The organism is Halopseudomonas sp. (genome assembly GCF_036961105.1).
GTDB lineage: Bacteria > Pseudomonadota > Gammaproteobacteria > Pseudomonadales > Pseudomonadaceae > Halopseudomonas.
Map to the genome: position 1 here is coordinate 460978 of NZ_JBALWW010000001.1, position 26011 is coordinate 486988.

The 26011-nt window shown below is 60.3% G+C and carries 25 protein-coding genes and 1 tRNA gene; 19 read left to right on the plus strand and 7 right to left on the minus strand.

The features are described 5' to 3' along the window. Positions 1-55 precede the first annotated feature (55 nt). Genes V7756_RS02090 through V7756_RS02100 form a run of 3 tightly spaced genes read right to left on the minus strand, consistent with a single transcriptional unit; the run spans position 56 to position 4379 of the window. On the minus strand, positions 56-985 hold the full coding sequence (locus V7756_RS02090; protein ID WP_335608503.1) for an acyltransferase: 930 nt from the start codon (positions 983-985) through the stop codon (positions 56-58). Between the two features lie 50 nt (positions 986-1035). Continuing rightward, positions 1036-3171 (minus strand): phosphate acetyltransferase, encoded by a 2136-nt coding sequence (gene pta / locus V7756_RS02095; RefSeq protein ID WP_335608639.1) that lies wholly within the window; start codon positions 3169-3171, stop codon positions 1036-1038. Between the two features lie 2 nt (positions 3172-3173). Beyond that, positions 3174-4379, minus strand: a complete 1206-nt coding sequence (locus V7756_RS02100; RefSeq protein WP_335608504.1) for an acetate kinase — start codon at positions 4377-4379, stop codon at positions 3174-3176. A 228-nt stretch (positions 4380-4607) separates the two neighbouring features. Here V7756_RS02100 and V7756_RS02105 point away from each other — a divergent pair, with 228 nt between their 5' ends. The 3 genes from V7756_RS02105 to V7756_RS02115 all read left to right on the plus strand — a co-directional run bounded on the left by V7756_RS02105 (position 4608) and on the right by V7756_RS02115 (position 7046). Beyond that, positions 4608-5093 carry an FKBP-type peptidyl-prolyl cis-trans isomerase gene (locus tag V7756_RS02105; protein WP_335608505.1) on the plus strand — a complete coding sequence of 162 codons (486 nt, stop codon included), beginning with the start codon at positions 4608-4610 and terminating at the stop codon, positions 5091-5093. A 160-nt stretch (positions 5094-5253) separates the two neighbouring features. Further along, entirely contained in the window at positions 5254-5841 is a 588-nt protein-coding gene (locus V7756_RS02110) for a TetR/AcrR family transcriptional regulator (protein WP_335608506.1), read from the plus strand. A 95-nt stretch (positions 5842-5936) separates the two neighbouring features. Beyond that, on the plus strand, positions 5937-7046 hold the full coding sequence (locus V7756_RS02115; RefSeq protein ID WP_335608507.1) for an NADH:flavin oxidoreductase: 1110 nt from the start codon (positions 5937-5939) through the stop codon (positions 7044-7046). A gap of 20 nt (positions 7047-7066) precedes the next feature. On the opposite strand, the gene V7756_RS02120 is transcribed toward V7756_RS02115, so the two are convergent. Further along, on the minus strand, positions 7067-8269 hold the full coding sequence (locus tag V7756_RS02120; RefSeq protein ID WP_335608508.1) for a glycosyltransferase family 4 protein: 1203 nt from the start codon (positions 8267-8269) through the stop codon (positions 7067-7069). Between the two features lie 45 nt (positions 8270-8314). Beyond that, complete coding sequence (gene cysZ / locus V7756_RS02125; RefSeq protein WP_335608509.1) at positions 8315-9061, minus strand: sulfate transporter CysZ; 747 nt, start codon at positions 9059-9061, stop codon at positions 8315-8317. Between the two features lie 138 nt (positions 9062-9199). On the opposite strand from cysZ, the gene V7756_RS02130 reads away from it, so the two are divergent. The 5 genes from V7756_RS02130 (at position 9200) to V7756_RS02150 (ending at position 13709) form a co-directional block, all read left to right on the plus strand. Next, positions 9200-9799, plus strand: coding sequence for a peroxiredoxin (locus tag V7756_RS02130; RefSeq protein ID WP_335608510.1), 600 nt, complete (start codon positions 9200-9202; stop codon positions 9797-9799). A gap of 107 nt (positions 9800-9906) precedes the next feature. Then, positions 9907-10854 carry a thioredoxin-disulfide reductase gene (gene trxB / locus V7756_RS02135; RefSeq protein ID WP_335608511.1) on the plus strand — a complete coding sequence of 316 codons (948 nt, stop codon included), beginning with the start codon at positions 9907-9909 and terminating at the stop codon, positions 10852-10854. 162 nt (positions 10855-11016) lie between these two features. Continuing rightward, a complete protein-coding gene (locus V7756_RS02140) occupies positions 11017-11250 on the plus strand; it encodes a hypothetical protein (protein ID WP_335608512.1) in 234 nt (77 codons plus the stop codon). A gap of 222 nt (positions 11251-11472) precedes the next feature. Then, on the plus strand, positions 11473-11787 hold the full coding sequence (locus tag V7756_RS02145; protein WP_335608513.1) for a DUF2388 domain-containing protein: 315 nt from the start codon (positions 11473-11475) through the stop codon (positions 11785-11787). Positions 11788-11819: 32 nt separating this feature from the next. Next, positions 11820-13709 (plus strand): DUF7844 domain-containing protein, encoded by a 1890-nt coding sequence (locus tag V7756_RS02150; RefSeq protein WP_335608514.1) that lies wholly within the window; start codon positions 11820-11822, stop codon positions 13707-13709. A gap of 91 nt (positions 13710-13800) precedes the next feature. On the opposite strand, the gene V7756_RS02155 is transcribed toward V7756_RS02150, so the two are convergent. Next, positions 13801-13887 (minus strand) — tRNA-Leu (locus V7756_RS02155). 152 nt (positions 13888-14039) lie between these two features. Here V7756_RS02155 and queA point away from each other — a divergent pair. From queA to secF, 5 genes are all read left to right on the plus strand, one after another. Further along, positions 14040-15089, plus strand: a complete 1050-nt coding sequence (queA, locus tag V7756_RS02160) for a tRNA preQ1(34) S-adenosylmethionine ribosyltransferase-isomerase QueA (RefSeq protein WP_335608515.1) — start codon at positions 14040-14042, stop codon at positions 15087-15089. Between the two features lie 5 nt (positions 15090-15094). After that, positions 15095-16213 carry a tRNA guanosine(34) transglycosylase Tgt gene (tgt, locus tag V7756_RS02165; RefSeq protein ID WP_335608640.1) on the plus strand — a complete coding sequence of 373 codons (1119 nt, stop codon included), beginning with the start codon at positions 15095-15097 and terminating at the stop codon, positions 16211-16213. Positions 16214-16272: 59 nt separating this feature from the next. Then, positions 16273-16608 (plus strand): preprotein translocase subunit YajC, encoded by a 336-nt coding sequence (yajC, locus tag V7756_RS02170; protein ID WP_335608516.1) that lies wholly within the window; start codon positions 16273-16275, stop codon positions 16606-16608. A gap of 63 nt (positions 16609-16671) precedes the next feature. Continuing rightward, positions 16672-18543 carry a protein translocase subunit SecD gene (secD, locus tag V7756_RS02175; protein WP_335608517.1) on the plus strand — a complete coding sequence of 624 codons (1872 nt, stop codon included), beginning with the start codon at positions 16672-16674 and terminating at the stop codon, positions 18541-18543. Positions 18544-18553: 10 nt separating this feature from the next. Beyond that, positions 18554-19468: a protein translocase subunit SecF gene (gene secF / locus V7756_RS02180; RefSeq protein ID WP_335608518.1), complete on the plus strand. Its 915-nt coding sequence runs from the start codon at positions 18554-18556 to the stop codon at positions 19466-19468. A gap of 321 nt (positions 19469-19789) precedes the next feature. Here secF and suhB read toward each other — a convergent pair whose 3' ends face one another. Beyond that, complete coding sequence (gene suhB, locus V7756_RS02185; RefSeq protein ID WP_335608519.1) at positions 19790-20605, minus strand: type III secretion system regulator SuhB; 816 nt, start codon at positions 20603-20605, stop codon at positions 19790-19792. A gap of 99 nt (positions 20606-20704) precedes the next feature. Here suhB and V7756_RS02190 point away from each other — a divergent pair, with 99 nt between their 5' ends. From V7756_RS02190 to pilW, 6 genes are all read left to right on the plus strand, one after another. After that, complete coding sequence (locus V7756_RS02190; RefSeq protein WP_335608520.1) at positions 20705-21520, plus strand: RNA methyltransferase; 816 nt, start codon at positions 20705-20707, stop codon at positions 21518-21520. Between the two features lie 2 nt (positions 21521-21522). Next, positions 21523-22338 carry a serine O-acetyltransferase gene (gene cysE / locus V7756_RS02195; RefSeq protein ID WP_335608521.1) on the plus strand — a complete coding sequence of 272 codons (816 nt, stop codon included), beginning with the start codon at positions 21523-21525 and terminating at the stop codon, positions 22336-22338. A 9-nt stretch (positions 22339-22347) separates the two neighbouring features. Next, positions 22348-23502 (plus strand): IscS subfamily cysteine desulfurase, encoded by a 1155-nt coding sequence (locus V7756_RS02200; protein ID WP_335608522.1) that lies wholly within the window; start codon positions 22348-22350, stop codon positions 23500-23502. A gap of 116 nt (positions 23503-23618) precedes the next feature. After that, positions 23619-24044 carry a nucleoside-diphosphate kinase gene (ndk, locus tag V7756_RS02205; RefSeq protein ID WP_335608523.1) on the plus strand — a complete coding sequence of 142 codons (426 nt, stop codon included), beginning with the start codon at positions 23619-23621 and terminating at the stop codon, positions 24042-24044. Between the two features lie 38 nt (positions 24045-24082). Continuing rightward, the gene (rlmN, locus tag V7756_RS02210) at positions 24083-25234 is read left to right on the plus strand and encodes a 23S rRNA (adenine(2503)-C(2))-methyltransferase RlmN (RefSeq protein WP_335608524.1); all 1152 of its coding nucleotides are present in this window, start codon (positions 24083-24085) and stop codon (positions 25232-25234) included. 27 nt (positions 25235-25261) lie between these two features. After that, the gene (gene pilW / locus V7756_RS02215; RefSeq protein ID WP_335608525.1) at positions 25262-26011 is read left to right on the plus strand and encodes a type IV pilus biogenesis/stability protein PilW; all 750 of its coding nucleotides are present in this window, start codon (positions 25262-25264) and stop codon (positions 26009-26011) included.

The window sequence follows — 26011 nt, forward strand, 5'->3', positions numbered from 1 at the left end:
GAGTCATTCTGGCGCGGCTTTTTTATGTCTCGCCGTTGGCGCGGCGGTTGCCGAATCAGGAGTCATTGCCCCGGGCGCGATCCGCTGGCGTCGGGTATTGAGCGTGCAGGCGCGCCAGGTGGGCATCCTTGTCTTGCCAAAGCTGGTTTACCCAAGCCTGGAAGTCCGCGCGGAAAGCGGCATCGTTCTGGTAATCCTTGCCGAGGAATTCAGCCGGTATCGGCTTGAGTTCGCAGTGCATGACTACGTGCGGCACCTGGCCGCTGAGCAGATCCCAGAAGCTGGGATTGCCGTTGGGATAGTGAATGGTAATGTCGAGCAGTGAACGCAGCTGGCTACCCATGGCGTCCAGTACAAAGGCAACCCCACCTGACTTTGGCTTGAGCAAATAGGTAAAGGGCGATTGCTGCTGCGCATGCTTGGCGGGAGTCAGTCGGGTGCCCTCAAGGAAATTGAACACCGCAACAGGTGTGGTCTTGAATTTTTCGCAGGCTTTGCGGGTGGTTTCCAGGTCCTGGCCTGCCTTCTCGGGATACTTTTCCAGGTAGGCCTTGCTGTAGCGTTTCATGAAGGGGAAATCCAGCGCCCACCAGCAGAGCCCGATTACCGGCACCCAGATCAACTCCTGCTTGAGGAAGAACTTGAGCATCGGCATGCGTTTGTTCAATACGTGCTGCAGCGCCAGTATGTCGACCCAGCTCTGGTGGTTGCTGGTCACCAGGTACCAGCCGCGATAATCCAGCTGGCTAAGCCCCTCTACCTCCCAGCGGGTACTGCCGACCAGCTTCATCCAACCGCTGTTGCAGTACATCCAAAGCTCGGCAACTTCGATCATGATCAGGGTGCAGAGTTTTTTCAGCGCGGCGATCGGCAGCAGCTTGAACAGCGCCACGATGAACAGCAGCGAGGCGCAGCATATGGTATTCAGGGCCAGCAGAAAGGTGGCCAGGGTCCCGCGTACAAAGGCAGGTAGAAAAGACAGCATGGCATTGGGCTCGTGGGCAGGACCGCCGCGGGGCGGTCGTCGCAATTATCTTATTGGTTGTTATAGGCCTGTATGGCCGTCAGTGCGATGGTATAGACAATGTCATCCACCAGCGCGCCACGCGACAGATCGTTCACCGGTTTGCGCAAACCCTGCAGCATGGGGCCAACGCTGACGACGTTGGCGCTGCGCTGCACCGCCTTGTAGGTGGTGTTGCCGGTGTTCAGGTCGGGGAACACGAATACCGTGGCCTGGCCTGCCACCGGGCTGTCTGGCGCTTTCTGGCGACCGACGCTGGCAATGGCGGCGGCATCATACTGGAGTGGGCCGTCTAGCAACAGTCCGGGCTCGCGTTCTTTCGCCAGGCGAGTGGCTTCGCGGACCTTTTCCACCTCGCTGCCGCTGCCGGAGCTGCCGGTGGAATAGCTGATCATGGCAACCTTCGCGGGGATGCCGAAGGTTTCCGCCGAACGTGCGCTCTGGATGGCAATTTCGGCCAGATCCTCGGCGCTGGGGTCGGGATTGACCGCGCAGTCGCCGTAGACCAGCACCTGCTCGGGCAGCAGCATGAAGAAGATCGATGACACCAGGTTGTAGCCGGGCGCGGTCTTGATCAGCTGGAAGGCCGGGCGAATGGTGTTGGCGGTGGTATGGATGGCGCCGGAGACCAGGCCGTCTACCTCGTCGAGCGCCAGCATCATGGTGCCGAGCACCACGTTGTCTTCCAGTTGTTGCAGTGCCATGGGCTCGTTCAGACCCTTGCCTTCGCGCAGCTTGACCATGGGCGCAACGTAACGCTCGCGCACCTGGTCCGGATCGATGATCTTCAGCCCCTCGGGTAGGGTGATGTGCTGGGCGCGCGCCACGGCTTCCACCGATTCGGGCTTGGCCAGCAGTATGCAATCGGCAATGCCGCGGCGTTGACAGATGGCGGCGGCCTGCACGGTGCGCGGCTCGTCGCCCTCGGGCAGTACAATGGTTTTGGCGGCACGCTGCGCCTGACGCACCAGCTCGTAGCGAAAGGCGGGCGGCGACATGCGTTTTTCACGCGGCGTATCGCAGCGCTTGGCCAGCCAGGCATGGTCGATGTGCGAGGCGACGAAGTCGGTTACCCGCTCGGCGCGTTCGCGGTCGTCGATCGGTATCTCGCGGTTCATGCGGTCGAGCTGGGTGGCGGTGTCGAAGCTGTTGGTGCGCACGCCGAGAATGGTCAGACCCTGGTCGAGCGCCGGCTGGCACAGCTGCACCACGCGCGGGTCGGGTGCCATGTCGCCGGTCAGCAACAGGCCCGCCAATGGTGTGCCAGCGAGCGAGGCCAGGCTGCTGGCGATGATGATGTCGTCGCGGTCGCCGGGGGTGACTATCAGGGTGCCGGGCTTGAGACGGTCGATGATGTTGGGCACGGTGCGGGCACAGAGGGCGATTTCCATCACCCGACGCTGCTGCATGTCGCCGGGATGGTATACGGTGGTTTTCAGCAGCGTGGCGATGTCGGCAGTGCGTGGCGCGTTGAGCTCATCCTGCCAGGGCACGCAGCCGATCAGGCGGAAGTCTTCGGTATCCAGGCGCACCGAGGCTTTTTTCAGGTCCAGAGCAAACTGTTTCAGGGTGTTCTTCAGCGTAGGGGCGTCGGGCACATCGGCCAGCACCTCTTCTTCCAGCCCGTGCACCTTGTTGACGATTACGCCCAGAACCTTGGGATGTGCCGGGCCGCCGAAGGCCTGGGCATGAATTTCAATACGATCGGCCAGGGTGGCCATGTCGTCGCCATCGGGGGTGGTCACCAGAATGACGTCGGCATCCAGACTCTTGGCCAGCGCCTGATTGATCTGCGCGGCGTAGCTGCTCTGGCGCGTCGGCACCATGCCCTCGACTACCACCACATCGGCATCCTTGGCGGCCTGCTGATAACGGCTGACCATCTCTTCCATCAGGTCGTCCAGTTCGCCAATGGCCAGCAGATGTTCTACCTCGGCCAGCGGCATGGCGGCGGGCGGGGTCAGGCCCAGGGTGCGACTGATCAGCTCGGTGGAGCGCTCCGGGCCTTCATCGCCCGGATGCGGCTGGGCGATGGGCTTGAGAAAATGGACGCGCAGGCCGGTGCGTTCCAGCGCGCGGATCAGCCCCAGGCTGGTAGAGGTCAGGCCCACACCAAAACCGGTGGGGGCAACAAAAAAGGTATGCAGGCTCATGCCGGGGTTTCCATTTGCGCGGGCTGGCGATCCATCACGGTGAGGCTTTCTTCGGCGATCTGCCGCTCTTCGTCGGTGGGTATCACCAGAATAGCCGGTGAGCCCGGCGCTTCAATGCGGCCGGCTTCGCCGCGGGGCAGGCCGCTGTTGCGATCGGGATCCAGGTGCAGACCCATGACCGCCAGATGATTGAGCGTCAGGGCACGCGTCAGGGCGGAATTTTCGCCGATGCCGCCGGTAAAGATCAGCCCGTCGACGCGCGGCAAGGCGACCGCCAGCCCAGCCAGCGAACGTGCCAGGCGGTAGCAGAATACCTCAATAGCCAGCTGCGCCCCGCCGTGGCCGTCGGCACGCGCCTGTTCCAGCTCACGCATGTCATTGGACAGACCCGAGAGGCCAAGCAGGCCGCTTTCGCGGTTGAGCAACTGCTCGATACGCGGCAGATCCCAACCCAGGGTGCGGGCCAGATGCGCGTGCAGGTTGGGGTCGACATCGCCACTGCGCGTGCCCATTACCAAGCCTTCCAGCGGCGTGAGGCCCATGCTGGTATCCATGCTTTTACCATCGAGAATGGCGCAACTGGAACAGCCGTTACCCAGGTGCGCGCTGAGCCAGGCGCCGTAGCCGTCCTGGCGACCGGTCAAAAGGCTGGCCTGATGAGCAACATACTGATGGCTGGTGCCGTGGAAGCCATAGCGCCGCACGCCGTGCACGGCATACAACTCATCGGGCAGCGCATAGCGGAAAGCATGGGGCGGCATGCTCTGATGGAAGGCGGTGTCAAAAACCGCCACCTGGGGAATGTCAGGCAGCAGTTCCGTGGCGGCACGAATGCCGCTCAGATTGGCCGGGTTGTGCAAGGGGGCCAAGGGGGCATTGGCCTGGATGCCCGCAAGGACCTCGTCATCGATCAATCGTGCTCCGGTGAATTGCTCGCCGCCGTGAACTACCCGATGACCCACTACGCTGATCGGCAGTTGCGCGTACTTCTTGATCAATGGCAACAGGGCGTTGAGCGCCTCGCGGTGGTCGGCATCGCCAAGGCTCTGCGTTTCGCCACCGGAACAGCTGAAGCTGGCTTGCGGGGTGTTCAGGCGTTCTGCCTGGGCTTCGAAGAGGGGTTTTGAACTTCCCTGTTGGCGCAGTGCCAGCTTGATTGAAGAGCTGCCACCGTTGATGACCAGTACCAGGCGTTTTGTCATGGTAACGTCAATCTTCCTGTGTCAATGAGCAGCCCCATGGCTGCCGATAATGAAGGCGCATTTTGCGCAGCGTGCCAGCGGTTTGATGTCCTTTGGCACTCAAGGTTCAAGCGCGGCGGCTGTTGTGTGACCTCATCTTCAGTCGCTCCGCTAGTCGGGTCAAGCCGTGCGTTTGCGGGTTAATCCGCGTACACTCACGATTTTTAAGCAAATGATAGGAACGAGATTATGCAGATTGCTGCCAACAAGGCTGTTTCCATCGATTACACTCTGACCAATGCAGAGGGCGAAGTGCTGGATTCTTCCAATGGTGGCGCTCCGCTCGTCTACCTGCACGGCGCTGGCAACATTATCCCCGGCCTGGAGAAAGCGCTGGAAGGCAAGCAGGCGGGTGATGCGGTGAATGTCACTGTCGAGCCGGCCGAAGCCTACGGCGAATTCAACGCCGAGTTGATTGCCGTATTGGGCCGTAACATGTTTGAAGGCGTTGATGAACTGGAAGTGGGTATGCAGTTCCACGCGTCAGGTCCTGACGGCAGCATGCAGATTGTTACCATCAAGGCGCTGGAAGGCGATGAGGTCACCGTTGATGGCAACCACCCGCTGGCCGGCGAGCAGCTGACCTTCGATGTCAAAGTAGTGGATGTGCGTGAAGCGACCGAAGACGAAATGGCCCATGGTCATATCCATGGCGAAGGTGGCGTAGAGCACTGATAACAGCGCTCCACCGCACGATAAAACCAGCTCCTCGGGGCTGGTTTTTTTTCGCCTGCACATTGGCGGCGAGGGTAACGCTCAGATTTCGCACTATCACTGCCATCAATAGTTACCGGTGACTCTATTAAATAAAGTTGACCGGTCGTATAGTGCTTGCATGAATACGATCCAGGACAAACGCGCGCGCATTCTTGCCGCCGGCACCAGCGTGATGTTGCGCAAGGGCTATAACGGCACCGGTGTGCAGGAAATCACCCAGGGCGCAGGTGTGCCCAAGGGCTCCTTCTATCATTACTTCGAGAGCAAGGAAGATTTCGCCATTCAGGCGCTGCACTACTATTACAGCCCGCGCATCGAGCGATTTGCGGCTGCCCTGAGTGCCCCTGAGCTGTCGCCGCGCGAGCGCGTGCTGCGTTGCTACCGTGACCTGATTGGCTACTTCGCCAACCAGGAGCAGCCTTCCCACCAATGTTTCATCGGCAGTCTCTGTCATGAGAAGGCCGATGAGAGCCAGCCTATAGGTTTTGCTGCTGCGGCCATTCTGCAGCGTTCGAGCCAGGTGCTGGCCGAGTGCCTGGAGCAGGCGCGGGCGGCGGGTGAAATTGCCTCCGATCAGGATCCCGCAGCACTGGCCAGCTTTATCGGTGCCGCTTGGGAGGGCGCCTTGCTGCGCATGAAGACGGATCGACAGATTGCGCCTTTGCGCGTGTTTATCGCGCAACTGGAGCGTCTGCTGCAGCCCTGAGATTTTCCCTGAATAAACAAGACGACCGGTCAGCTCTGCAGCTGAGCGACCTGTCGATCGCCGCGTATTGACCAAGACACCAAGAGGATTCACGCATGTCTGCTGACGTAACCCCGCTGTTTGCCCCTATCACCCTGGGTCCGCTGACCCTGAGCAACCGTATTGTGATGGCGCCCATGACCCGTAACTTCTCGCCCAAGGGCGTACCGAACCAGGGCGTAGTTGATTATTACCGTCGCCGCGCCGAGTCGGGTGTGGGCCTGATCGTGACCGAAGGCACTGTGATCAATCATGCCGGCGCCAACGGCTATCCGAACGTGCCGCACTTCTATGGCGACGAAGCGCTGGCCGGCTGGAAGCAGGTGGTGGATGCGGTACACGCGGCGGGTGGCAAGATAGCTCCGCAGCTGTGGCATGTCGGCAATGTTCGACGTCTGGGCACCGAGCCTGATCCGGAGGTGCCGGGGTTTGGCCCGATGGAAAAACAGAAGGAAGGCAAGGTATTGGTCAAGGGCATGACCCAGGCCGACATCGACGAGGTGGTTGCGGCTTTTGCCCAGGCTGCCAAGGATGCCAAGGCAATCGGCTTTGACGCCATCGAGCTGCACGGCGCCCACGGTTATCTGATTGACCAGTTCTTCTGGGAAGGCACCAACCAGCGCACCGACAGCTACGGTGGCAGCATGGAGAATCGCGGCCGTTTCGCCGTGGAGATCATCCGAGCGGTGCGCGCGGCAGTAGGGCCTGACTACCCGATCATCTTCCGCTTTTCGCAGTGGAAGCAGCAGGACTACACCGCTCGCCTGGCGCCCACGCCCGAGCTGCTTGAGCAGTTTTTGGCGCCTTTGTCAGAGGCGGGTGTGGACGTTTTCCATTGCTCGCAGCGACGCTTCTGGGAGCCTGAATTCGAAAGCTCGGAGCTGAACCTGGCCGGCTGGACGCGCAAGATCACTGGCAAGGCGGCCATCACTGTGGGTAGCGTGGGTTTGGACGGCGAGTTTCTGGAGTTCATGGTCAATACCGACAAGGTGGCGCAGACCGCCAATATCGACGACCTGCTAACCCGTCTCGGCGCTGGCGAGTTTGATCTGGTCGCGGTAGGGCGTGCGCTGTTGGTCGACCCGCAATGGGCCGACAAGGTGCGCGAAGGTCGCTTTGCGGATATTCAACCCTTCAGTCGCGAAGCGCTGAAAACTCTGGTCTGAGTGTCAGGGCGCGGGCCGTCCTACTTGCTGGGGACGGCCTGCGCGGGCATGCTCTGGCTCAGGGCAGCCTGCCGCAGGCTGCGCTCAAAACGCTGCACTATGCTCTGCCAGTCCAACTGGCAGGCACGGTGCCGGGCGTGCAGACGAATACTGCGGCGACCTTCGACGTCCTGTATCAACCAATTCAAATTATCGATAAACACCCTGTCGTGGCTCGGTGGCGCCAGGCAACCACTGTAGCGATCCTGAATGTGCTGGTGCGCGGCAGCGGTGTCAAAGGCGCACACGGCCAAGCCGGAAGCCATGGCTTCGGTAACCACGTTGCCGAAGGTTTCCGTCAGGCTGGGGAAAACAAAAATATCGGCGCTGGCATAGGCGCTGGCTAGCGGCTCACCGGTCAGCGCGCCGGCGAATGTCGCGTCCGGCATCTGCTTGCGCAGCTCTCTTGCCGAGGGCCCATCCCCGACTATCACCATAAAGAGTTTGCCGCGTGCATTTGCATGGGCTGCCTTTACCTGATTCCAGCATTCGATCAACAGCTCCGGGTTCTTCTCCGGCGACAATCGCCCCACGTGCAGCAGCACGGTGTCTTCAGCGCTGGCGCCCCAGGTGTCGCGTAGGCTCTGACTGCGGTGCGCCGGATGAAAATGCGTGCAATCCACACCGCGTCCCAGCAGTGCCAGGTTCTGCACGCCCAGTCGGCTCAGCTCGCGCTGCTGGGTAGAGCTGGCCACTAGGGTCAGTTGCGTCTGGTTATGGAACCAGCGCAGATAACGCAAGGCTGGATCATGCAGCAGGCCTAGGTGGAAATGGTTGCTGTATTGCTGGAAGTTGGTATGAAAGCCGCTGATTACCGGTATCTTCATGCGGCGGGCCAGGCGTAGCGCGGACCAGCCGAGTGGGCCTTCGGTGGCCAGGTAGACGGCATCCGGCCGTTGTCGGCTCCACAACGCCTTGAGTTTGCGGCGCGCCGGCAGCCCCCACTGCAGGCCAGGGTAGCCCGGGATGGGCAGGCCGCGCACCCGCCTTTCCAGCAGGTTGCCCGACTGTCTCAAACCGGGCTTTTCGCCCGCTATGGCTGGCCTGATCAGTTGCACCCGATGGCTGCGCCCCAGTAAGCCCTGGCAGAGTTTGCCCAAGGTGCTGCTGACCCCGTTGATTTGCGGCGGATAGGTTTCGGTGACCAGCGCAAAGCACTGGGCGGGGGGATGGGCTATGTTCATGAACCGAGTATGGTCTCGGGTCATGATGTCGGTGTTACATACTTGTTACGTTTTTGTGATGGGCTGACGCTCGCGCACCCACAGCAGGGTAGAGCCGGCCACGGCTGCAGGCATCACCAGCAGGTTGACCAGCGGAATCAGCATGCCCACATACACTGGTAGTCCGAACCCCAGCGCGATACCACGACGCCCGCGCATCCAGCGCAGCATGTCGATAAAACTCACTTTCTCGTTGTCGGCCTGATAGTCGATGTACTGCACCGCCATCATCCATACGCCGAAGGCCAGTAGCAGGGGCGAGGCGATCAGGTTGACCACCGGGATCAGTGTGAGTAGCAGCAGTACCGCCACCCTCGGCAGATAATAGAGTAGTTTGCGCAGCTCGCGTCCCACGCTTTGCGGCACGACCAGCAGTATGTCGCGATAGCTGGTAGGCGGGCTGACTTCATTGCGCTCCTGCTCGGCTATCTTCTCGGCCAGAAAGCCATAGAAGGGCGAGGCGATGATATTGGCGACCACGCTGAAGCCGAAGAACAGGATCAGCAGAACCACCAGAGCAAACAACGGCCACAGCAACCATTCGATGAAGGAGGCCCAGTCGGGCAACTGGGGCATCAGTTGAGCCATCAGCAGATTGAATTGCTGTATGCCCCAGCCGATCAGGGCTACAAACACCAGCAGGTTGAGGATCAGTGGTATCACCACAAAGCGCCGCAGCCCCGGCTGCCGCAGGGTGCGCCAACCTTCCTTGAGGTAATCGGGGCCGCGCAGAATGTCGAATGTAGCCTTCATGATGCTGGGTTCCTCGCGGAAATATGGGCTTGGTCCGGGCTATAGGGGTAAACTATTTGGCTGATAAGGTCTTTGCAATTTTCACATGGCAAAGGACGCCGTAAGCTGCGTCCCTGAAGATGGCTCGGGAGGGTCGCGATGAGCGTACTGGTCAACCGCTTGGCACCGGATTTTACCGCGCCGGCGGTGCTTGCCGATGGCAGCATTGTAGAGGATTTCGCCTTCTCTTCGCTGCGCGGCAAATATGTTGTGGTATTTTTCTGGCCGCTGGACTTTACCTTTGTCTGCCCGTCGGAAATCATCGCCCACGACAATCGGATGGACAAGTTCCGCGCCCTGGGCGTGGAGGTGGTCGGCATCTCGGTCGATTCGCAGTATACGCATTATGCCTGGCGTAACACGCCAGTGGAGAAGGGCGGCATTGGCCCGGTCGGCTTCACCATGGTGGCGGACGTCAAGCACGAGATTACCCGCACCTACGGCGTTGAGCACGAAGACGGCGTGGCACTGCGCGCCTCCTTTCTGATAGATCGAGCCGGAATTGTGCAGCACCAGGTGGTCAACAATCTGGCACTGGGGCGCGAGGTCGAGGAGATGATTCGACTGATCGAGGCTCTGCAGTTTACCGAAGAGCACGGCGAGGTGTGCCCTGCCGGCTGGCGCAAGGGCCAGAAAGGCATGCAGGAGAGCCCCGAAGGGGTCGCCAGCTATCTGGCCGAGCACGCAAGCAGGCTTTGACAATCAATCGATTTTCCAGAGCGATCGGCCTTTTGGCGGGTTCCCCTTGACCCAGGATCGCTCTGCTTTTTTTAGCTCGCCACTGCGGTGGTGAAACGGAGGCTTATATGTCTGAAGTGCGTCACTCTCGTCTGATCATCCTGGGCTCGGGTCCAGCCGGTTACAGTGCAGCGGTATATGCTGCACGCGCCAATCTCAAACCATTGCTGATTACCGGGATGCAGATGGGGGGGCAGTTGACCACCACTACCGAAGTCGACAACTGGCCGGGCGATGTTGAAGGGCTGCAGGGGCCGGATCTGATGGAGCGCATGCGCAAGCACGCCGAGCGCTTCGAGACCGAAATTCAGTTCGACCATATCAACAAGGTGGATCTGAGCAAGCGTCCCTTCAGCCTCTGGGGCGATAGCGGTGAGTATCAGTGCGACGCGCTGATCATTGCGACGGGTGCGTCAGCACGTTACCTCGGCCTGCCCTCTGAAGAAGCCTTCATGGGCAAGGGCGTTTCTGCCTGTGCGACCTGCGATGGTTTCTTCTATCGCAATCAGGATGTCGCTGTAGTGGGTGGTGGCAACACTGCCGTGGAAGAAGCGTTGTATCTGGCCAATATCGCCAAGAAAGTGACCATGGTGCATCGCCGCGAGGTGTTCCGCGCCGAAAAGATCCTGGTCGACAAGCTGCTGGCCCGCGTCGCGGAAGGCAAGATCGAGCTGAAGCTCAATGCGCAGCTGGACGAAGTGTTGGGCGATGAGACCGGGGTAACCGGCATGCGCATCGCGCTGAACAGCGGTGGCACCGAAGATATTGCCCTGGCGGGTGTCTTCATTGCCATTGGCCACACGCCCAACACCAGTCTGTTCGAGGGCCAGTTGGACATGCACGATGGCTACCTGAAAATCAAAAGCGGCACCGAGGGCAATGCGACCCAGACCAACATTCCCGGTGTTTTTGCCGCTGGCGATGTGGCTGACCACGTCTATCGGCAAGCTATCACCTCAGCCGGTGCCGGCTGTATGGCAGCGCTGGACGCCGAGCGTTTTCTCGACGAGCTGTAAGCTGTACCGTAGCCAGAGCCGCGCTGCCATCGAAGCCCTGCCTATGCAGGGCTTTTTGCCATGTGCGGGCCGACTGCGGGGCTGTCAGGCTGAGACAGGGGGAACTATAGGTCAACGCCAGCGGGTCTACTGAGGACTAGCAATCTGCGTGGGAGACCTCTGATGTCGAAAAAGCATTTCTATCTGGTCGGGTATATTCTCGACAACGACCCCGGTTCCGTCGAGCTGGAGCTCGACAAGTCCAGCCTGAGTGATGAAGAGGCGCGCGAGTATATCCTCTCGCAGCACCCAGAGGCCGAGGCCGGGAAAGTGACGGATATCCGGGTAACCGAGATACAGCATCCCGGCGATGAGAGCAGCGATCCAGGTCATAATCTGCAGCACGCCGATATTTAAGGGCCGATATTCATGGCGTGTCTGGCTGGTACGGTCATACCTGGACAAAATGCCTGGCTTCGTCCTGGGCAGGCTGGCAGGCCGATCGACCTTGGGATTTTCGTTGCAGGCTGCAGCCAAGTGAACTATCCCGCACTGAAAGCGACTATGCTTAAGCTTGTCAGGAGTCGCGCCCGCCGGGTGCGACGACCTCTCTTTCCGTTTGTCATGGAGCGCCATCTGATGAAGATATTTCCGCTGATTGCTGTCGCCGCCGTATTGGCCTGTTCCGGTCTGGCGTCTGCCAGCAGTTTTGTTGCCACCACCGACACTATTGGCGCCTCGCTGGCCAATAGCGTTGAGGGTACCAGTGACGTCAGCTCGGGCGGTAACGACAAGGTGTTGTTGCAGGCGCGTGACGACGCTGCGAGCTTTGTCGCCAGCGGCGGCAGCATCCGCGGGGTGCGCCTTGAGGCGGCCCTGCAACATATCCGCGCGCAGCAGCCGGCATTGCACGCCAGCGACATGCAATTGGCCGAGGCCATTCTCGCCCGTTGAAATGGTCTGCCTATGGCCTGCTGAGCTGGCTGATGCTGGCAGTGCCAGTGCCGGCGGCCTTGCATCTGGAGTTGGCCACGCAAGCGCTGACCCCGGCTGAAGCGAGTGCAACGCAGGGGTTACTGGACGACGCTTTGGCCGTGCTCCCGCCGACCTTGCTGAGTCGGCTGGATGAAACTGTATCTGTGCGCTGGGCTGCCGGGCTGGATGGGCAGGTGATAGGCCGCGCGACTGCCAGCGGTAACGTGCTGCTCAACGACCGCTGGTTGCCGGCACTGACGCGGCGCGAGGCGTCACCGGACGCCCGCCGGCAGTTACTGGCGACCCTGGTGCACGAGCTTGCACATCTTTATGATCGCGCCCGCTATGGGTCTCTGGCTGAACGGCGATTGTGGTGGGCGTGCCAGCAGCAGCAAAGCGCGGGGCCCGTTGGCCTGGCGCCGCGCTGTCGGGGTGAGGCTCGGCGCCGTTTCACCTTGAGCGATGATCCGCGTCTGCTGGATCTGGCCGGTTGGCCTGAGCGCGTCGGAGCAAGAGGGGCGCGGGAATCGGACAATCAGCAGCGGGACCGCAGTCCGGACGCTTACGAATTGTCCAGTCCTGCAGAGTTTGTGGCGGTCAACCTCGAATATTTTCTGCTCGACCCGCAATACGCCTGCAGGCGTCCGGCTCTGTTTGCCTACTTTCGCGCGCATTTCTCCTGGGCGCCGGACACGGCGGGTTCCTGTTCGGCAACTTATCCTTACCTGAATGCCAGCCTGGAATCGGCACAGCCGGCATTGGCGCAGCTTGATCCTCAGCGTGTTTACGCCGTGCATTATCTGCTGGCAGAGCCGAATCAGCAGTGGGCCAGTCGCTGGGGGCACAGCATGCTGCGTCTGGTCATCTGCGCACCAGGACGCCCGCCCGGCCCCGACTGCATGCTGGACGTGGATGAACACCTGGTGCTCTCATTTCGCGCTTTCGTGGACGACCTGCAGCTGTCGAGCTGGGACGGGCTGACCGGCGAATATCCCTCGCGGCTGTTCATCTTGCCGCTCACCCAGGTGGTGGATGAATACACCAAGCTGGAGCTGCGCAGCCTCAGCTCGATTCCGCTACAGCTCAGCGCAGCGCAGCGTGGTGCGCTGCTGCAGCAGGCAGCCCAGCTGCACTGGAGTTATGACGGCAACTATTATTTCATCAATAACAACTGCGCCGTGGAAACCTTGAAGCTGCTGCGCAGCGGTACCAATGATGAGCGGCTGCGCGACCTGGAAAGCATCACGCCCACGGGCCTGCTGAGTTTACTGCAGGCCCATGATCTGGCAGATGCCTCAGCGCTTGCCGACCGCCAGCACGCCATGCGCCGAGGCTATTTTTTTGATTCCTACCGCGACCGCTACCAGGCGATGTTCGCATTGATCAGCACCCGTCTGCAGGTCACTCCGCAGCGGGTGGAAGACTGGCTGGCGCTGCCCGCAGCGCAGCGCAGGCCCTGGTTGCGCCAAGGCGATCAGCGCACCACGGCAGCCTTGTTGCTGCTGGAACAGGCTGCGCAGCGTCGGCAGCTGCTGCTGGTGCAGCAGGAGCTCAAGGAGCGCTATCTGGGATCGGGCAAGGCGGGCGATCAAGCATTCGAACAGACCGAGCAGCTACTGCAGCAATTGCTTGTCGATAGTGGTTTTCTCAGCCGGCCGGCCCAACTGTTGAAAGCAGGTTACGGATTGCCGCAAGCGAGCGAGTGGCTGGAGCTGGAGGCGGCCGGCGGTGAAGGGAAACGACGTCTGCGGGAGATGGCGGCCAGTCTTGACGAGCAATTGCTGAAGCTTTTGGACGCGAGTCGTCAGGACGAAATTGCCGACGGCAAACGCAATCTGCAGTTGCTGGTGGCGCGCCTGCGTGAACAGCACCGCGCGGCGGGTGGGCTGCAGTTGCCCTGATGCATTGTCGATAGGCGAAAAAAAACCAGCTCATGGCTGGCTTGTTCCAGGGGCTTGCCTTGAATCTACTTCACCATCCGAGCAGCTCGGATGGTGCCTCGAGGGAGAATCGAACTCCCACTCTGTCACCAGAAACGGATTTTGAATCCGCCGCGTCTACCAATTCCGCCATCGAGGCATTGCGCTTTTTGCAAGCCGGCGCGGAGTATACGAAGCTGTAGATGCCAAGGTCAATCCTTCACCGTCAATAGATAGCGCATTGGATCGCGGAAAGATGCGATTTCCGCTATCATGTGCCCCCTTTGAAACTCCGCCGGAACCGCTCCCTGCATGCGTCTCAGTGATTTTGCCTTTACTTTGCCCGATGAGCTCATCGCGCGCCATCCGCTGGCCGAACGCCGCGCCAGCCGCTTGCTTTGCCTGGATGGCCCCAGTGGTGAGCTGAGCCATCGGCACTTTGCCGATCTGCTTGAGTATCTGCGTGCGGGCGATCTGATGGTATTCAATAACACCCGGGTGATTCCGGCGCGGCTGTTTGGTCGCAAGGAAACGGGTGGGCAACTGGAAGTACTGGTCGAACGGGTGCTGGATGAATACCGCGTGCTTGCTCATATTCGTTCCAGCAAATCGCCCAAGCCAGGCAGTCGGATCCTGCTCGACGGCGACGCCAGCGCCGAGATGGTGGCACGGCATGATGCGCTCTTCGAGTTGCGCTTTGCCGAACCGGTCTTGCCGCTGCTCGATCGCGTGGGCCACATGCCGCTGCCGCCCTATATCGACCGTCCGGATGAACAGGCCGATCGCGAGCGCTACCAGACGGTCTACGCCAAGCGCCAAGGCGCCGTGGCTGCACCCACTGCCGGCCTGCATTTTGATCGGGCGTTGCTGCAGGCGATTGCCGAGAAGGGCGTGGCTACCGCCGAGGTGACGCTGCACGTGGGCGCCGGGACCTTTCAGCCGGTACGCGTCGAGCGCATCGAAGAGCACGTGATGCATCAGGAGTGGCTGGAAGTCAGTTCAGAGGTAGTGGCTGCGGTGGAGCAATGCAAGGCGCGGGGTGGCCGGGTGATCGCTGTGGGTACCACCAGCGTACGCTCGCTGGAATCCGCCGCGCGCGATGGCGTACTCAAGCCGTTCAGTGGTGACACCGATATCTTTCTCTATCCCGGCAGGTCCTTCCACGTGGTCGATGCCCTGGTAACCAATTTTCACCTGCCGGAGTCGACCCTGCTTATGCTGGTTTCGGCCTTTGCCGGTTATCCCGAAACCATGGCTGCCTACGCCGCCGCGGTGGCCGAGGGTTATCGCTTTTTCAGTTATGGTGATGCCATGTTCATCACCCGCAATCCGGTCCCGCGTGGCCCAGAGGTATCGCAATGAGTCACATGTCATTTGAGTTGTTGGCTACTGACGGCAAGGCGCGTCGCGGCCGCCTGACCTTCCCGCGTGGCGTAGTGGAAACTCCCGCATTCATGCCGGTCGGCACCTACGGTACGGTCAAGGGCATGTTGCCGCGCGATGTCGAGGCAATCGGCGCGCAGATCATTCTCGGCAATACCTTCCACCTGTGGCTGCGCCCCGGCACCAAGGTGATTCAGCAGCACGGTGACCTGCACGACTTCATGCAGTGGAAGGGCCCTATCCTCACCGACTCCGGCGGCTTCCAGGTGTTCAGTCTGGGCGCCATGCGCAAGATCAAGGAGGAGGGCGTGTACTTCTCCTCGCCCGTGGATGGCGCCAAGGTGTTCATGGGGCCGGAAGAATCCATGCAGGTGCAGCGCGAGCTGGGTTCAGACATCGTGATGATCTTCGACGAATGCACGCCCTATCCGGCGGACGAAGACACCGCGCGGCGCTCCATGGAGTTGTCACTGCGCTGGGCCAAGCGTTCCAAGGCGGCCCACGAAGGTAACCCCTCGGCGCTGTTCGGCATCGTCCAGGGCGGCATGCATGAAAGTCTGCGCCTGCGTTCGCTGGAAGGTCTGTGCGAGATTGGCTTTGACGGCCTGGCCATTGGCGGGCTGTCGGTCGGCGAGCCGAAGGACGAGATGATGCGCGTGCTGGATTTTCTGCCCGGCCACATGCCACCGGAAAAACCCCGTTACCTGATGGGCGTTGGCAAACCGGAGGATCTGGTGGAAGGTGTGCGCCGCGGCGTCGACATGTTCGACTGCGTGATGCCCACGCGCAATGCGCGTAATGGCCATCTGTTTACCGACGCCGGCGTGATCAAGATCCGCAATGCGGTGCACCGGCACGACCAGAATCCGCTCGATGCGGCCTGCGACTGCTACACCTGTCAGAACTTTTCGCGCGCCTACCTGCATCACCTGGACAAGTGCGGCGAAATGCTCGGCAGCATGCTCAATACCATCCATAACCTGCGGCATTATCAGCGGCTTATGGCAGGTTTGCGCAGTGCCATTCAACAGGGTACATTGACCGACTTTGTGGATGACTTCTACGCCAAACTCGGTTTGCCGGTTCCGCCGTTGCAGGCTTGATTAGCGCCCGAATCGCCCCCATAACCGATTATCTTGCAGTTCAATAACAGGAGTGTCACATGAGCTTTTTCATTCCCGCCGCCATGGCGCAATCAGCTGGCGGAGCCCAGGACCCTATGGGCGGTGGCTTGCAGTGGATTTTTCTGGTCGGTTTCGTGGTCATCTTCTATCTGATGATCTGGCGCCCCCAGGCCAAGCGGGCAAAGGAACACAAGAATCTTATCTCCGGTCTGAGCGCGGGTGACGAAGTGGTCACCGGTGGTGGCATTCTGGGCAAGGTCAAGAAAGTGACTGACGAGTTTGTGGTGCTGGAAGTCAGTGACAGCCAGGAGCTGAAGTTTCAGAAAGGCGCCATTGTCGCCGTGCTGCCCAAGGGCACGCTGAAAGCCATCTAATCCTTAATGTAGAACTCTGTTCCGGGCGCCGACAAGGCGCCCGGACTGCTATCAGGCCCTGATATGCTCAACCGTTACCCCCTCTGGAAGTACCTGCTGATTGTGGCCGTGCTCGCACTTGGTCTGGTTTATGCCATGCCCAATCTGTACCCGGATGACCCTGCGATTCAGATTTCCGGTGCCAGTTCCACGCAGACCATCGAAGAATCGGACCTCAATCGAATTGAACAGGCGCTGGCTGCGGCTGGCCTGCAGACCAAAGGCAGCGAGCTGGGCAACAATGGCCGCTCGGGTCTGGTGCGTCTGGTCAATCGCAGCGATCAGTTGCAAGCGCAGGATGCAGTGCGCGATGCGCTGGGCCGCGATTACGTGGTGGCACAGAATCTGGCTCCGACCACGCCCGAATGGCTGAGCAACATCGGCGCCGGTCCCATGACCCTGGGTCTGGACCTGTCTGGCGGGGTGCACTTCCTGTTGCAGGTGGATATGGACAAGGCGCTGGAATCACGCGTTAACGTCTATCAGAGCGAGCTGCGCGGCCTGATGCGCACAGAAGGTTTGCGCTACCGCAGTCTGCCCACCCAGGGCACCACGCTGCAATTCGGCTTTGCCGATGAGGAGCAGCTGTCGCAAGCGCGTCGTTTGATCGGCCAACAGTACAGCCAGTTTGCTCTTGAGTCGGTTGAGCGCAACGGGCAGCAAGTGCTGCAGCTGGCGCTGACCGAGGCCGAGATCACCAATATTCGCGAATATGCGGTCAAGCAGAACCTGACCACGGTACGCAACCGCGTGAACGAGCTGGGTGTGGCTGAGCCGCTGGTTCAGCGCCAGGGCGCCAACCGTATTGTGGTCGAATTGCCCGGCGTGCAGGATACCGCTGAAGCCAAGCGGGTGCTGGGCAAGACCGCCAACCTGGAGTTCCGTCTGGCCGCCGAGCCCGATGCGGCGGCCGCCACCACCGAAACCTTCGAGTACCGTGGCAGCAACGGCAGGCCACCGGCTGCGGTTGAGCGCAGCATCATCATTACCGGCGATCAGGTGACCGATGCGCAATCCAACTACGATGAAAACGGCCGCCCACAGGTCAACATCAAGCTGGATAGCCATGGTGGCGAGTTGATGAACCGCGCCACCCGCAACAACATCGGTCGCGGTATGGCGGTGCTGTTCATCGAGCAGCGCCAGATCAGCCGTACCGTGACGCAGGAAGTTGATGGTGTTGAGCAGCAGGTCGAAATTCCGGCCTTCGTTGAAGAGAAGTCGATCATCAGTCTGGCGACCATCCAGAGCGCGCTGGGAAATCAGTTCCGCATTACTGGTCTGGATTCTCCGGCGGAAGCCTCGGAGCTGGCGCTGCTGCTGCGTGCCGGTGGTCTGGCGGCGCCCATGCACTTTGTTGAAGAGCGCACCATCGGCCCAAGCCTGGGTGCAGAGAACATTGCCAAGGGCGTGACCGCGACTCAGGTGGGCTTTGCCCTGGTGCTGATCTTCATGGTGCTGGTCTACCGCGCATTCGGCGTGGCTGCCGGCATAGCGCTTAGCTTCAACTTGGTACTGCTACTGGCGCTGATGTCGCTGCTGGGCGCCACCCTGACCCTGCCGGGTATCGCCGGTATCGTATTGACGCTGGGGATGGCGGTCGATGCCAACGTGCTGATCTTCTCGCGCATCAAGGAAGAAGTGGTCAATGGCATGTCGCCGCAGCGTGCTGTGCACGAAGGCTACGACAAGGCATTCTCGGCCATTATCGATGGCAACCTGACCACTCTGCTGGTTGGTGTGATCCTCTTTGCCATGGGCTCCGGGCCGATCAAGGGCTTCGCCGTTACACTGTCGCTGGGGATTCTGACCTCCATGTTCAGTGCCATCATGGTTACCCGTGCCATGGTCAACCTGTCCGTCGGTGGACGCGACGTCAAGAAGCTGTGGCTGTGAGGATCAACCCATGAACAATATCAAAACCATTAACTTCCTCGGTCTGCGCAAGGTCTTCTTCGTTGTTGCCATCGTCTTGATGCTGGCCTCCTTTGCCAGCCTGGTGGTCAAACAGTTGAACCTGGGTCTGGATTTCACCGGCGGTGCGCTGGTGGAGCTCAACTACAGTGAAGCCGCTGACCTGGAAGAGATTCGCGGATTGCTGCGCAGCAATGGCTGGAACGATGCTGTGGTGCAGAATTTTGGCGCCTCGACCGACGTGCTCATTCGCCTGCCCAGTGACAATCCTGACCTAGGCGCCGAGATTGCCGAGCTGGTCAAGCGCCAGGATGGCAGCGAAGTATCGGTCAAGCGCGTAGAGTTCATTGGCCCGCAGGTAGGGGAAGAGCTGCGTGACAAGGGCGGCATCGGCATGCTGCTGGCGCTGGGCGGCATCCTGCTGTATGTGTCGCTGCGCTTTCAGATGAAGTTTGCTGTCGGTGCCATAGTCGCGCTCTTCCACGACGTGATCTTTACCCTCGGTGTGTTTTCATTCTTTGGCATCTCGTTCGATCTCACGGTGCTTGCGGCCTTGCTCGCGGTGATCGGTTACTCGCTCAATGACACCATCGTGGTGTTCGACCGGGTGCGTGAGAATATGCGACTAATGCGCCAGACCGAGCTGACCGACATCATCAACATCTCCACCACCCAGACGTTGGGCCGTACCCTGGCTACCTCCTTCTCGACCATTCTGGTGCTGCTAGCGCTGTTCTGGTTCGGTGGCGAGAATATCCACGGCTTTGCTACCGCGCTTTTGATTGGTGTGGGCGTGGGTACCTACTCATCCATCTACATCGCTGGCGGTCTGCTGGTCAGCATGAAGCTGACCCGCGACGACCTGATCCCGCCGCAGATCGAAGAAGCGGTCGACGATCGGCCTTAGCATCGGCTTTGCCGATGCAGCTGCAAGCTGCAAGCCTTAAGCTAGAAGCTAGAAGCTTAAAATCAAAAAGCCTACACCGGAGTCTGGTGTGGGCTTTTTACGTTGTAAGACTTGACGCTGGAATCCTGCAGCTCAGCCTGAGCTTCCAGCTTCCAGCTTCCAGCTTCCAGCTTCCAGCTTCCAGCTTCCAGCTTCCAGCTTCCAGCCCACACTCCGCCCACAAAAAAGACCCACACCAATCAAGATGTGAGCCTCTCTGTACAGTCCTGCACGGCCAGCTTGTAGCTTGCCGCTTGAAGCTTGTAGCTTGAAGCTGGGGGGTTAGAGTTTCATGCCGGAGGTGAGGTGCGGCTGAATAGCCGTGAGTACTGCCTTGAAGCACTTGGGGTTGCCGGCAACGATGTGCCCCTTGTCGAGGAACTGGTGGCCGCCGGTAAAGTCGCTTACCAGTCCGCCTGCTTCCTGGATCAGCAGGGCACCTGCTGCCATGTCCCATTCTGCCAGGCCGAACTCCCAGAAGGCGTCGTAGCGGCCGGCGGCAACGTAGGCCAGGTCGAGGCTGGCGGCGCCGGCGCGGCGGATGCCGGCGGTCTGGCCAACCAGGCTGCGGAACATGCCCAGATAGTTGTCCAGCGCGTCGATCTGATCGTCGCGGAACGGGAATCCGGTGCCCAGCAGCGCGCCATCCAGGGATTTGCGGTTGCTGACGCGCAGGCGTCGGCCGTTCAGCGCGGCGCCACGGCCACGGCTGGCGGTAAATTCTTCCTGGCGAATGGGGTCGAACACCACGGCGTGCTCGATGCGGCCTTTTACCCGGCAGGCGATGCTGATGGCAAAGTGCGGCACGCCGCGAATGAAGTTGGTGGTGCCGTCGAGCGGATCGATGATCCAGACGGTATCGGCGCCGTCGCCCTGGCCGGGCTGAAAGCCGGACTCTTCGGCCTGGATGCTGTGATCCGGGTAGGCTTTGCGCAACTGGGTGATGATGGTCTGCTCGGCGGCGCGGTCAATCTCCGTGACGTAATCGCGAGCATCCTTCTCGTCGATGGTGAGAACATCAATGCGTTCCATGGAGCGGTAGATCAGTTCTCCGGCGCTGCGCGCGGCGCGCAGGGCGATGTTCAGCATGGGCTGCATAGGATGTTTCTCTGTCAGGAAGATGAAAAGCCGGAAATTGTAGCAGATAACCCGTGCAACATGAATGCATCGTGGCTATCGACTACCAGCTTTTGTAAGATGCAGGGTTCATTCAGGCTCGTTAAAGGTGCAGCAGTGTTGAATAATGTGCGTGTGGTGTTGGTCAACACCAGTCATCCCGGCAACATCGGCGGCGCGGCGCGGGCGATGAAGAACATGGGCCTGCATGAGCTGGTGCTGGTCGATCCGGTGCGCTTCCCCGATCCTGCCGCCAGTTCCCGCGCGGCCGGCGCTGACGATGTGCTGCAAAGCGCGCGCATCGTCGAGACGCTGGAGGAGGCGATAGCCGACTGTGTGCTGGTACTGGGTACCAGCGCCCGCGATCGGCGCATTCCCTGGCCGGTGCTTGATCCGCGGGAAGCCGCAGACGAGGTGTTGAACCGCCTGGAGGCGGCAGAAACCGGTCCGATAGCCATTGTATTTGGCCGCGAAGATTCCGGTCTGACCAGTGAAGAGCTGCAGCGCTGCCAGTATCACGTGCATATACCATCGATGCCTGATTTCAGCTCCCTGAATCTGGGGGCGGCGGTGCAGGTGCTGGCCTATGAGTTGCGCATGCAGTCGCTGCAGCGCGCTGGCGCGCCGACCAAGATGCACAAGGTCGAAACCACGGCGCTGCCGAACGAAACGCCGGCCACCGCCGGGGAGCTGGAGCAGTATTTTCAGCATCTTGAGCAGGTGCTGGTTGAAATCGGCTTCCACGACCCTCAGAAACCCAGACAGTTGATGCCGCGTTTGCGCCGTCTGTACGGGCGCATCCAGGTCAACCGGATGGAAATGAACATCCTGCGCGGCATCCTGACCGAAACCCAGAAGGCCATCGGAGTCAAAGCATCCGGTGCGCGGAGACGTTAAGCATGTTTGCACGCATGAAAGAAGATATCGCCAGTGTGTTCCATCGTGACCCTGCTGCGCGCAACACGCTGGAAGTGCTGACCTGCTATCCGGGGTTGCATGCGGTCTGGCTGCATCGGTTGTCGCATGGTCTGTGGGTGCGCAAGGCTTTCCTGTTGGCGCGCATGGTGTCGCACCTGGCGCGCTGGCTCACCGGTATCGAGATTCACCCCGGCGCCAAGCTGGGCCGCCGTTTCTTTATCGATCACGGCTTTGGTGTGGTGATCGGCGAGACCGCCGAAATCGGTGACGATGTCACCCTGTATCAGGGCGTGACCCTGGGCGGCACCAGTTGGAATCAGGGCAAGCGCCACCCGACGCTGGAAGATGGCGTGGTGGTGGGCGCCGGCGCCAAGGTGCTGGGTCCCTTTACCGTGGGCAAGGGCGCCAAGATCGGCTCCAATGCCGTGGTAACCAAGGAAGTGCCGGCAGGTGCGACGGCTGTGGGTATTCCCGGTCGCATCATCCTCAAGGAGGCGGATCAGTCCGCCGACCAGCAGCAGGAGGCCAAGCGCCAGGCGATGGCTGAGAAGCTGGGCTTCGACGCCTATGGCGTCAGCCGCGATATGCCGGACCCGGTGGCCCGGGCTATCGGCCAGATGCTGGATCATATGCACGCGGTGGATGGTCGTCTTGAGGGTATGTGCAAGGCGCTGAGCGAGTTGGGCAGCGATTACTGCGCCAAGGATTTGCCTGTGCTGGGTGGTGAAGATTTCGAGTTGTTGAAAGACGATACGCAGACGGCAATGGATGCTCACGACGACACCAGTGCACGCTGAGGTAAGCGCATGAAACAACCCATTTATCTCGACTACGCGGCCACTACACCAGTTGATCCGCAGGTGGCGAAAAAAATGATGGCCTGCCTGACGCTGGATGGCAATTTTGCCAATCCGGCTTCGCGCTCGCACCTCTATGGCTGGAAGGCCGAGGAAGCGGTAGAGCTGGCTCGGCGTCAGGTCGCGGATCTGGTCGGCGCCGACCCGCGCGAGATCGTCTGGACCTCGGGTGCGACCGAGTCGGACAACCTGGCGATCAAGGGCGTGGCGCACGCGCTGGCCGAACGCGGCCGTCATATCATTACCTCCAAGATCGAACACAAGGCGGTGCTTGATAGCTGTCAGCAGCTGGAGCGCGAAGGCTTCGAAGTAACCTATCTGCAGCCGGGCGCTGAGGGTGTGATCACCCCGGAGCAGTTGCACGCGGCCCTGCGCGACGACACTGTGCTGGTCTCCCTTATGCACGTTAACAACGAGGTGGGGACGGTTAACGATATTGCCGCATTGGGTCAGGTGGCCCATGCGCGCAAGGTGCTGTTCCACGTGGATGCGGCGCAGTCGACCGGCAAACTGCCTATCGACCTGAAGGCGCTGGAAGTCGACTTCATGTCGTTCAGTGCGCACAAGACCTATGGTCCCAAGGGCGTAGGCGCGCTCTTTGTTCGCCGTGGTTTGCCGCTGCGGCTGGAAGCGCAGATTCATGGCGGCGGGCATGAGCGGGGCATGCGTTCTGGCACCCTGGCGACCCACCAGTTGGTGGGTATGGGTGAGGCCTTTGCGCTGGCTGGCAAGCTGATGGCGGCAGAAAATGAGCGCATGGCCGTGCTGCGCGATAAGCTGCTGGCCGGGTTGGCCTCCTTGTCTGGTGTGTCGCTCAACGGCAGCGCTCAAGCGCGTGTGCCGCACAACCTCAATCTGGCGTTCTCCGGGGTGGATGGCGAGCTGTTGCTGCTGGCCCTCAAGGACCTGGCGCTGTCCAGCGGTTCGGCCTGCACTTCTGCAGCGGTGGAGCCCTCCTACGTGCTGCGCGCCATGGGTTTGAGCGACGAGCTGGCGCATAGCTCGATTCGCCTGTCGTTGGGGCGCTTCACCACAGAGCAGGACATCGAACGCGCAATCGAGGTCATCTGTCAGGCGGTCAGCCGGCTGCGTCAGGCGGCCTGAAGCGACCGCCCGGCGGGAACCCATCGCCTGTTATCTATTTGTCTTTAACCTGCGTATAATCCGCAGGTTAACCATCTTTTATCATTTCAATCCGAAAATACTGTCTGGAGAGTTACATGGCCGTTGAACGCACCCTGTCCATCATCAAGCCCGATGCCGTTGCCAAGAATGTTATTGGCCAGATCCTGAGCCGCTTCGAGCAGGCCGATCTGCGCGTTATTGCTGCCAAGATGGTTCAGCTGTCACAGTCTGACGCCGAAGGCTTCTACGCCGAGCACAAAGAGCGTCCTTTCTTCAAGGATCTGGTTGGCTTCATGACCTCTGGCCCGGTTGTTGTGCAGGTGCTGGAAGGCGAAGGCGCAGTCTTGAAAAACCGCGACCTGATGGGCGCGACCAACCCCAAGGAAGCGGCGGCTGGCACTATCCGCGCTGACTTCGCCGAGTCCATTGATGCCAACGCAGTACACGGCTCAGACTCTGCTACCTCCGCTGCGCGCGAAATCGGCTACTTCTTTGCCGAAACCGAGCTCTGCCCGCGCTAAGCTTGTTCTTATCTGTTCAACCAAGTGATGTGACCACCATGAACAATGCCACCAGCAAGACCAATCTGCTGGGTTTGACACAGCAGAAACTGGAAGCTTTCTTCGAAGGATTGGGAGAGAAGCGTTTTCGTGCCGGCCAGGTCATGAAATGGATTCATCACTATGGTGTCGACAACTTCGATGACATGACCAATGTCGGCAAGGCCCTGCGCGAAAAGCTCAAGGCCTGCGCCGAGATTCGCGGTCCCGAAGTGGTCAGTGAGGATATTTCCCGTGACGGCACACGCAAGTGGGTCGTGCGGGTTGCCTCGGGCAGCTGCGTAGAGACGGTATACATTCCGCAAAACGGACGAGGCACGCTCTGTGTTTCATCCCAGGCGGGCTGTGCGTTGGACTGCAGCTTCTGCTCGACCGGCAAGCAGGGCTTCAATAGCGATCTGAGCGTGGCCGAAATCATCGGTCAGGTGTGGATTGCCAACAAGTCCTTCGGCTCTGTGCCTGCCACTGTGGATCGCTCGGTGACCAACGTGGTGATGATGGGCATGGGTGAGCCGCTACTGAATTTTGACAATGTCGTCGATGCCATGCAGCTGATGATGGACGACATGGGTTACGGTATTTCCAAGCGCAAGGTGACGTTGTCTACCTCGGGCGTGGTGCCGATGATCGAAAAGCTGGGCGAAATCACCGATGTCGCTCTGGCACTGTCGCTGCATGCGCCAAACAACGAGTTGCGCAGCCAGCTGGTGCCGCTGAACAAGAAGTACCCATTGGAAGTATTGCTGCCGGCTTGCAAGAAATACATTGCCGGTCTGGGCGAGAAGCGTTCATTGACTATTGAATACACGCTGCTCAAGGACGTGAATGATAGCCCGGAGCAGGCGGCCGAACTGATCGAGCTGCTGCGTGACATTCCCTGCAAGATCAACCTGATCCCCTTCAACCCCTTCCCGCACTCAGGCTACGAACGGCCCAGCAACAATGCCATTCGCCGCTTTCAGGACATGTTGCATCAGGCCGGCTATAACGTCACTGTACGTACCACCCGCGGTGAGGATATCGACGCCGCCTGTGGGCAACTGGTGGGGCAGGTAATGGACAAAACCCGCCGCAGTGAGCGCTACATTGCGGTACGCCAGCTAGCCGCTGAAGCGGAAGGCGTAGTACCGGCCCCCGGCCGCAGTCACTAACCTATTTCAGCCAGGAAGGATGAACGCATGAGCAAGTCTGCAGTCCTGATGTTAACGCTGAGCCTGCTATTGGGCGGCTGCGTTACCACCGGTGATACCGGCCGCAAGGTTGACCCGATTCAGGCGCGCGATGCCTATATTCAACTGGGCCTTGGCTATCTGCAGAAGGGCGAGACCGAGCGAGCCAAGAAGCCGCTCAGCGAAGCGCTGGCGCTGGACCCTAAATCAGCCTCTGCCAATACGGCGCTGGCACTGGTGTTTCAGTACGAGGGTGAATACGAGACATCCGAGAAGCACTTTTTGGCAGCCCTGAGTGCCGAGCCCGACAATGCGCGCATCTTGAATAATTACGGTGCCTTTCTGTTGGATCGCGAGCGTTATCCCGAGGCCTTGGGGTATTTTCAACAAGCCGCCAAGGATACCCTCTATAGCGAACGCTCGCGGGTTTTCGAGAATCTGGGCATTACCCATCAGCGCATGGGCGCCACTACCGAGGCGCGTGAAAGCTTCGAGCGCTCGTTACGCCTGAACAGCCGCCAGCCGCGGGCCCTGTTCGAACTCGCACAACTGGAATACCAGGCGCAGGATTACGTGCCGGCCTGGCAGCACTATCGCGCCTTCGCCGAGATGTCCGGTCAGAACGCCGCCAGCCTGGATTTGGGTATCAAGCTGGCAAAACGCTTTGATGATCATAACCGCGCTGCCAGCTACGCGTTGCAGCTGAAGCGACTCTATCCCGCCAGCCCCGAAGCGAAAGCGCTTATGGAGTCTGAATAA

What these genes read in the sequence shown, in the direction of transcription:
- V7756_RS02145 (WP_335608513.1), top strand. Translation starts at nt 11,473, where the DNA reads ATGAAGATATTTCCGCTGATTGCTGTCGCCGCCGTATTGGCCTGTTCC.
- cysZ (WP_335608509.1), bottom strand. Translation starts at nt 9,061, where the DNA reads ATGAAGGCTACATTCGACATTCTGCGCGGCCCCGATTACCTCAAGGAA.
- pilW (WP_335608525.1), top strand. Translation starts at nt 25,262, where the DNA reads ATGAGCAAGTCTGCAGTCCTGATGTTAACGCTGAGCCTGCTATTGGGC.
- V7756_RS02200 (WP_335608522.1), top strand. Translation starts at nt 22,348, where the DNA reads ATGAAACAACCCATTTATCTCGACTACGCGGCCACTACACCAGTTGAT.
- ndk (WP_335608523.1), top strand. Translation starts at nt 23,619, where the DNA reads ATGGCCGTTGAACGCACCCTGTCCATCATCAAGCCCGATGCCGTTGCC.
- tgt (WP_335608640.1), top strand. Translation starts at nt 15,095, where the DNA reads ATGTCATTTGAGTTGTTGGCTACTGACGGCAAGGCGCGTCGCGGCCGC.
- secF (WP_335608518.1), top strand. Translation starts at nt 18,554, where the DNA reads ATGAACAATATCAAAACCATTAACTTCCTCGGTCTGCGCAAGGTCTTC.
- V7756_RS02190 (WP_335608520.1), top strand. Translation starts at nt 20,705, where the DNA reads ATGCAGGGTTCATTCAGGCTCGTTAAAGGTGCAGCAGTGTTGAATAAT.
- V7756_RS02140 (WP_335608512.1), top strand. Translation starts at nt 11,017, where the DNA reads ATGTCGAAAAAGCATTTCTATCTGGTCGGGTATATTCTCGACAACGAC.
- V7756_RS02115 (WP_335608507.1), top strand. Translation starts at nt 5,937, where the DNA reads ATGTCTGCTGACGTAACCCCGCTGTTTGCCCCTATCACCCTGGGTCCG.
- rlmN (WP_335608524.1), top strand. Translation starts at nt 24,083, where the DNA reads ATGAACAATGCCACCAGCAAGACCAATCTGCTGGGTTTGACACAGCAG.
- V7756_RS02100 (WP_335608504.1), bottom strand. Translation starts at nt 4,379, where the DNA reads ATGACAAAACGCCTGGTACTGGTCATCAACGGTGGCAGCTCTTCAATC.
- V7756_RS02150 (WP_335608514.1), top strand. Translation starts at nt 11,820, where the DNA reads ATGCTGGCAGTGCCAGTGCCGGCGGCCTTGCATCTGGAGTTGGCCACG.
- yajC (WP_335608516.1), top strand. Translation starts at nt 16,273, where the DNA reads ATGAGCTTTTTCATTCCCGCCGCCATGGCGCAATCAGCTGGCGGAGCC.
- queA (WP_335608515.1), top strand. Translation starts at nt 14,040, where the DNA reads ATGCGTCTCAGTGATTTTGCCTTTACTTTGCCCGATGAGCTCATCGCG.
- suhB (WP_335608519.1), bottom strand. Translation starts at nt 20,605, where the DNA reads ATGCAGCCCATGCTGAACATCGCCCTGCGCGCCGCGCGCAGCGCCGGA.
- V7756_RS02090 (WP_335608503.1), bottom strand. Translation starts at nt 985, where the DNA reads ATGCTGTCTTTTCTACCTGCCTTTGTACGCGGGACCCTGGCCACCTTT.
- trxB (WP_335608511.1), top strand. Translation starts at nt 9,907, where the DNA reads ATGTCTGAAGTGCGTCACTCTCGTCTGATCATCCTGGGCTCGGGTCCA.
- V7756_RS02120 (WP_335608508.1), bottom strand. Translation starts at nt 8,269, where the DNA reads ATGAACATAGCCCATCCCCCCGCCCAGTGCTTTGCGCTGGTCACCGAA.
- V7756_RS02110 (WP_335608506.1), top strand. Translation starts at nt 5,254, where the DNA reads ATGAATACGATCCAGGACAAACGCGCGCGCATTCTTGCCGCCGGCACC.
- secD (WP_335608517.1), top strand. Translation starts at nt 16,672, where the DNA reads ATGCTCAACCGTTACCCCCTCTGGAAGTACCTGCTGATTGTGGCCGTG.
- cysE (WP_335608521.1), top strand. Translation starts at nt 21,523, where the DNA reads ATGTTTGCACGCATGAAAGAAGATATCGCCAGTGTGTTCCATCGTGAC.
- V7756_RS02105 (WP_335608505.1), top strand. Translation starts at nt 4,608, where the DNA reads ATGCAGATTGCTGCCAACAAGGCTGTTTCCATCGATTACACTCTGACC.
- V7756_RS02130 (WP_335608510.1), top strand. Translation starts at nt 9,200, where the DNA reads ATGAGCGTACTGGTCAACCGCTTGGCACCGGATTTTACCGCGCCGGCG.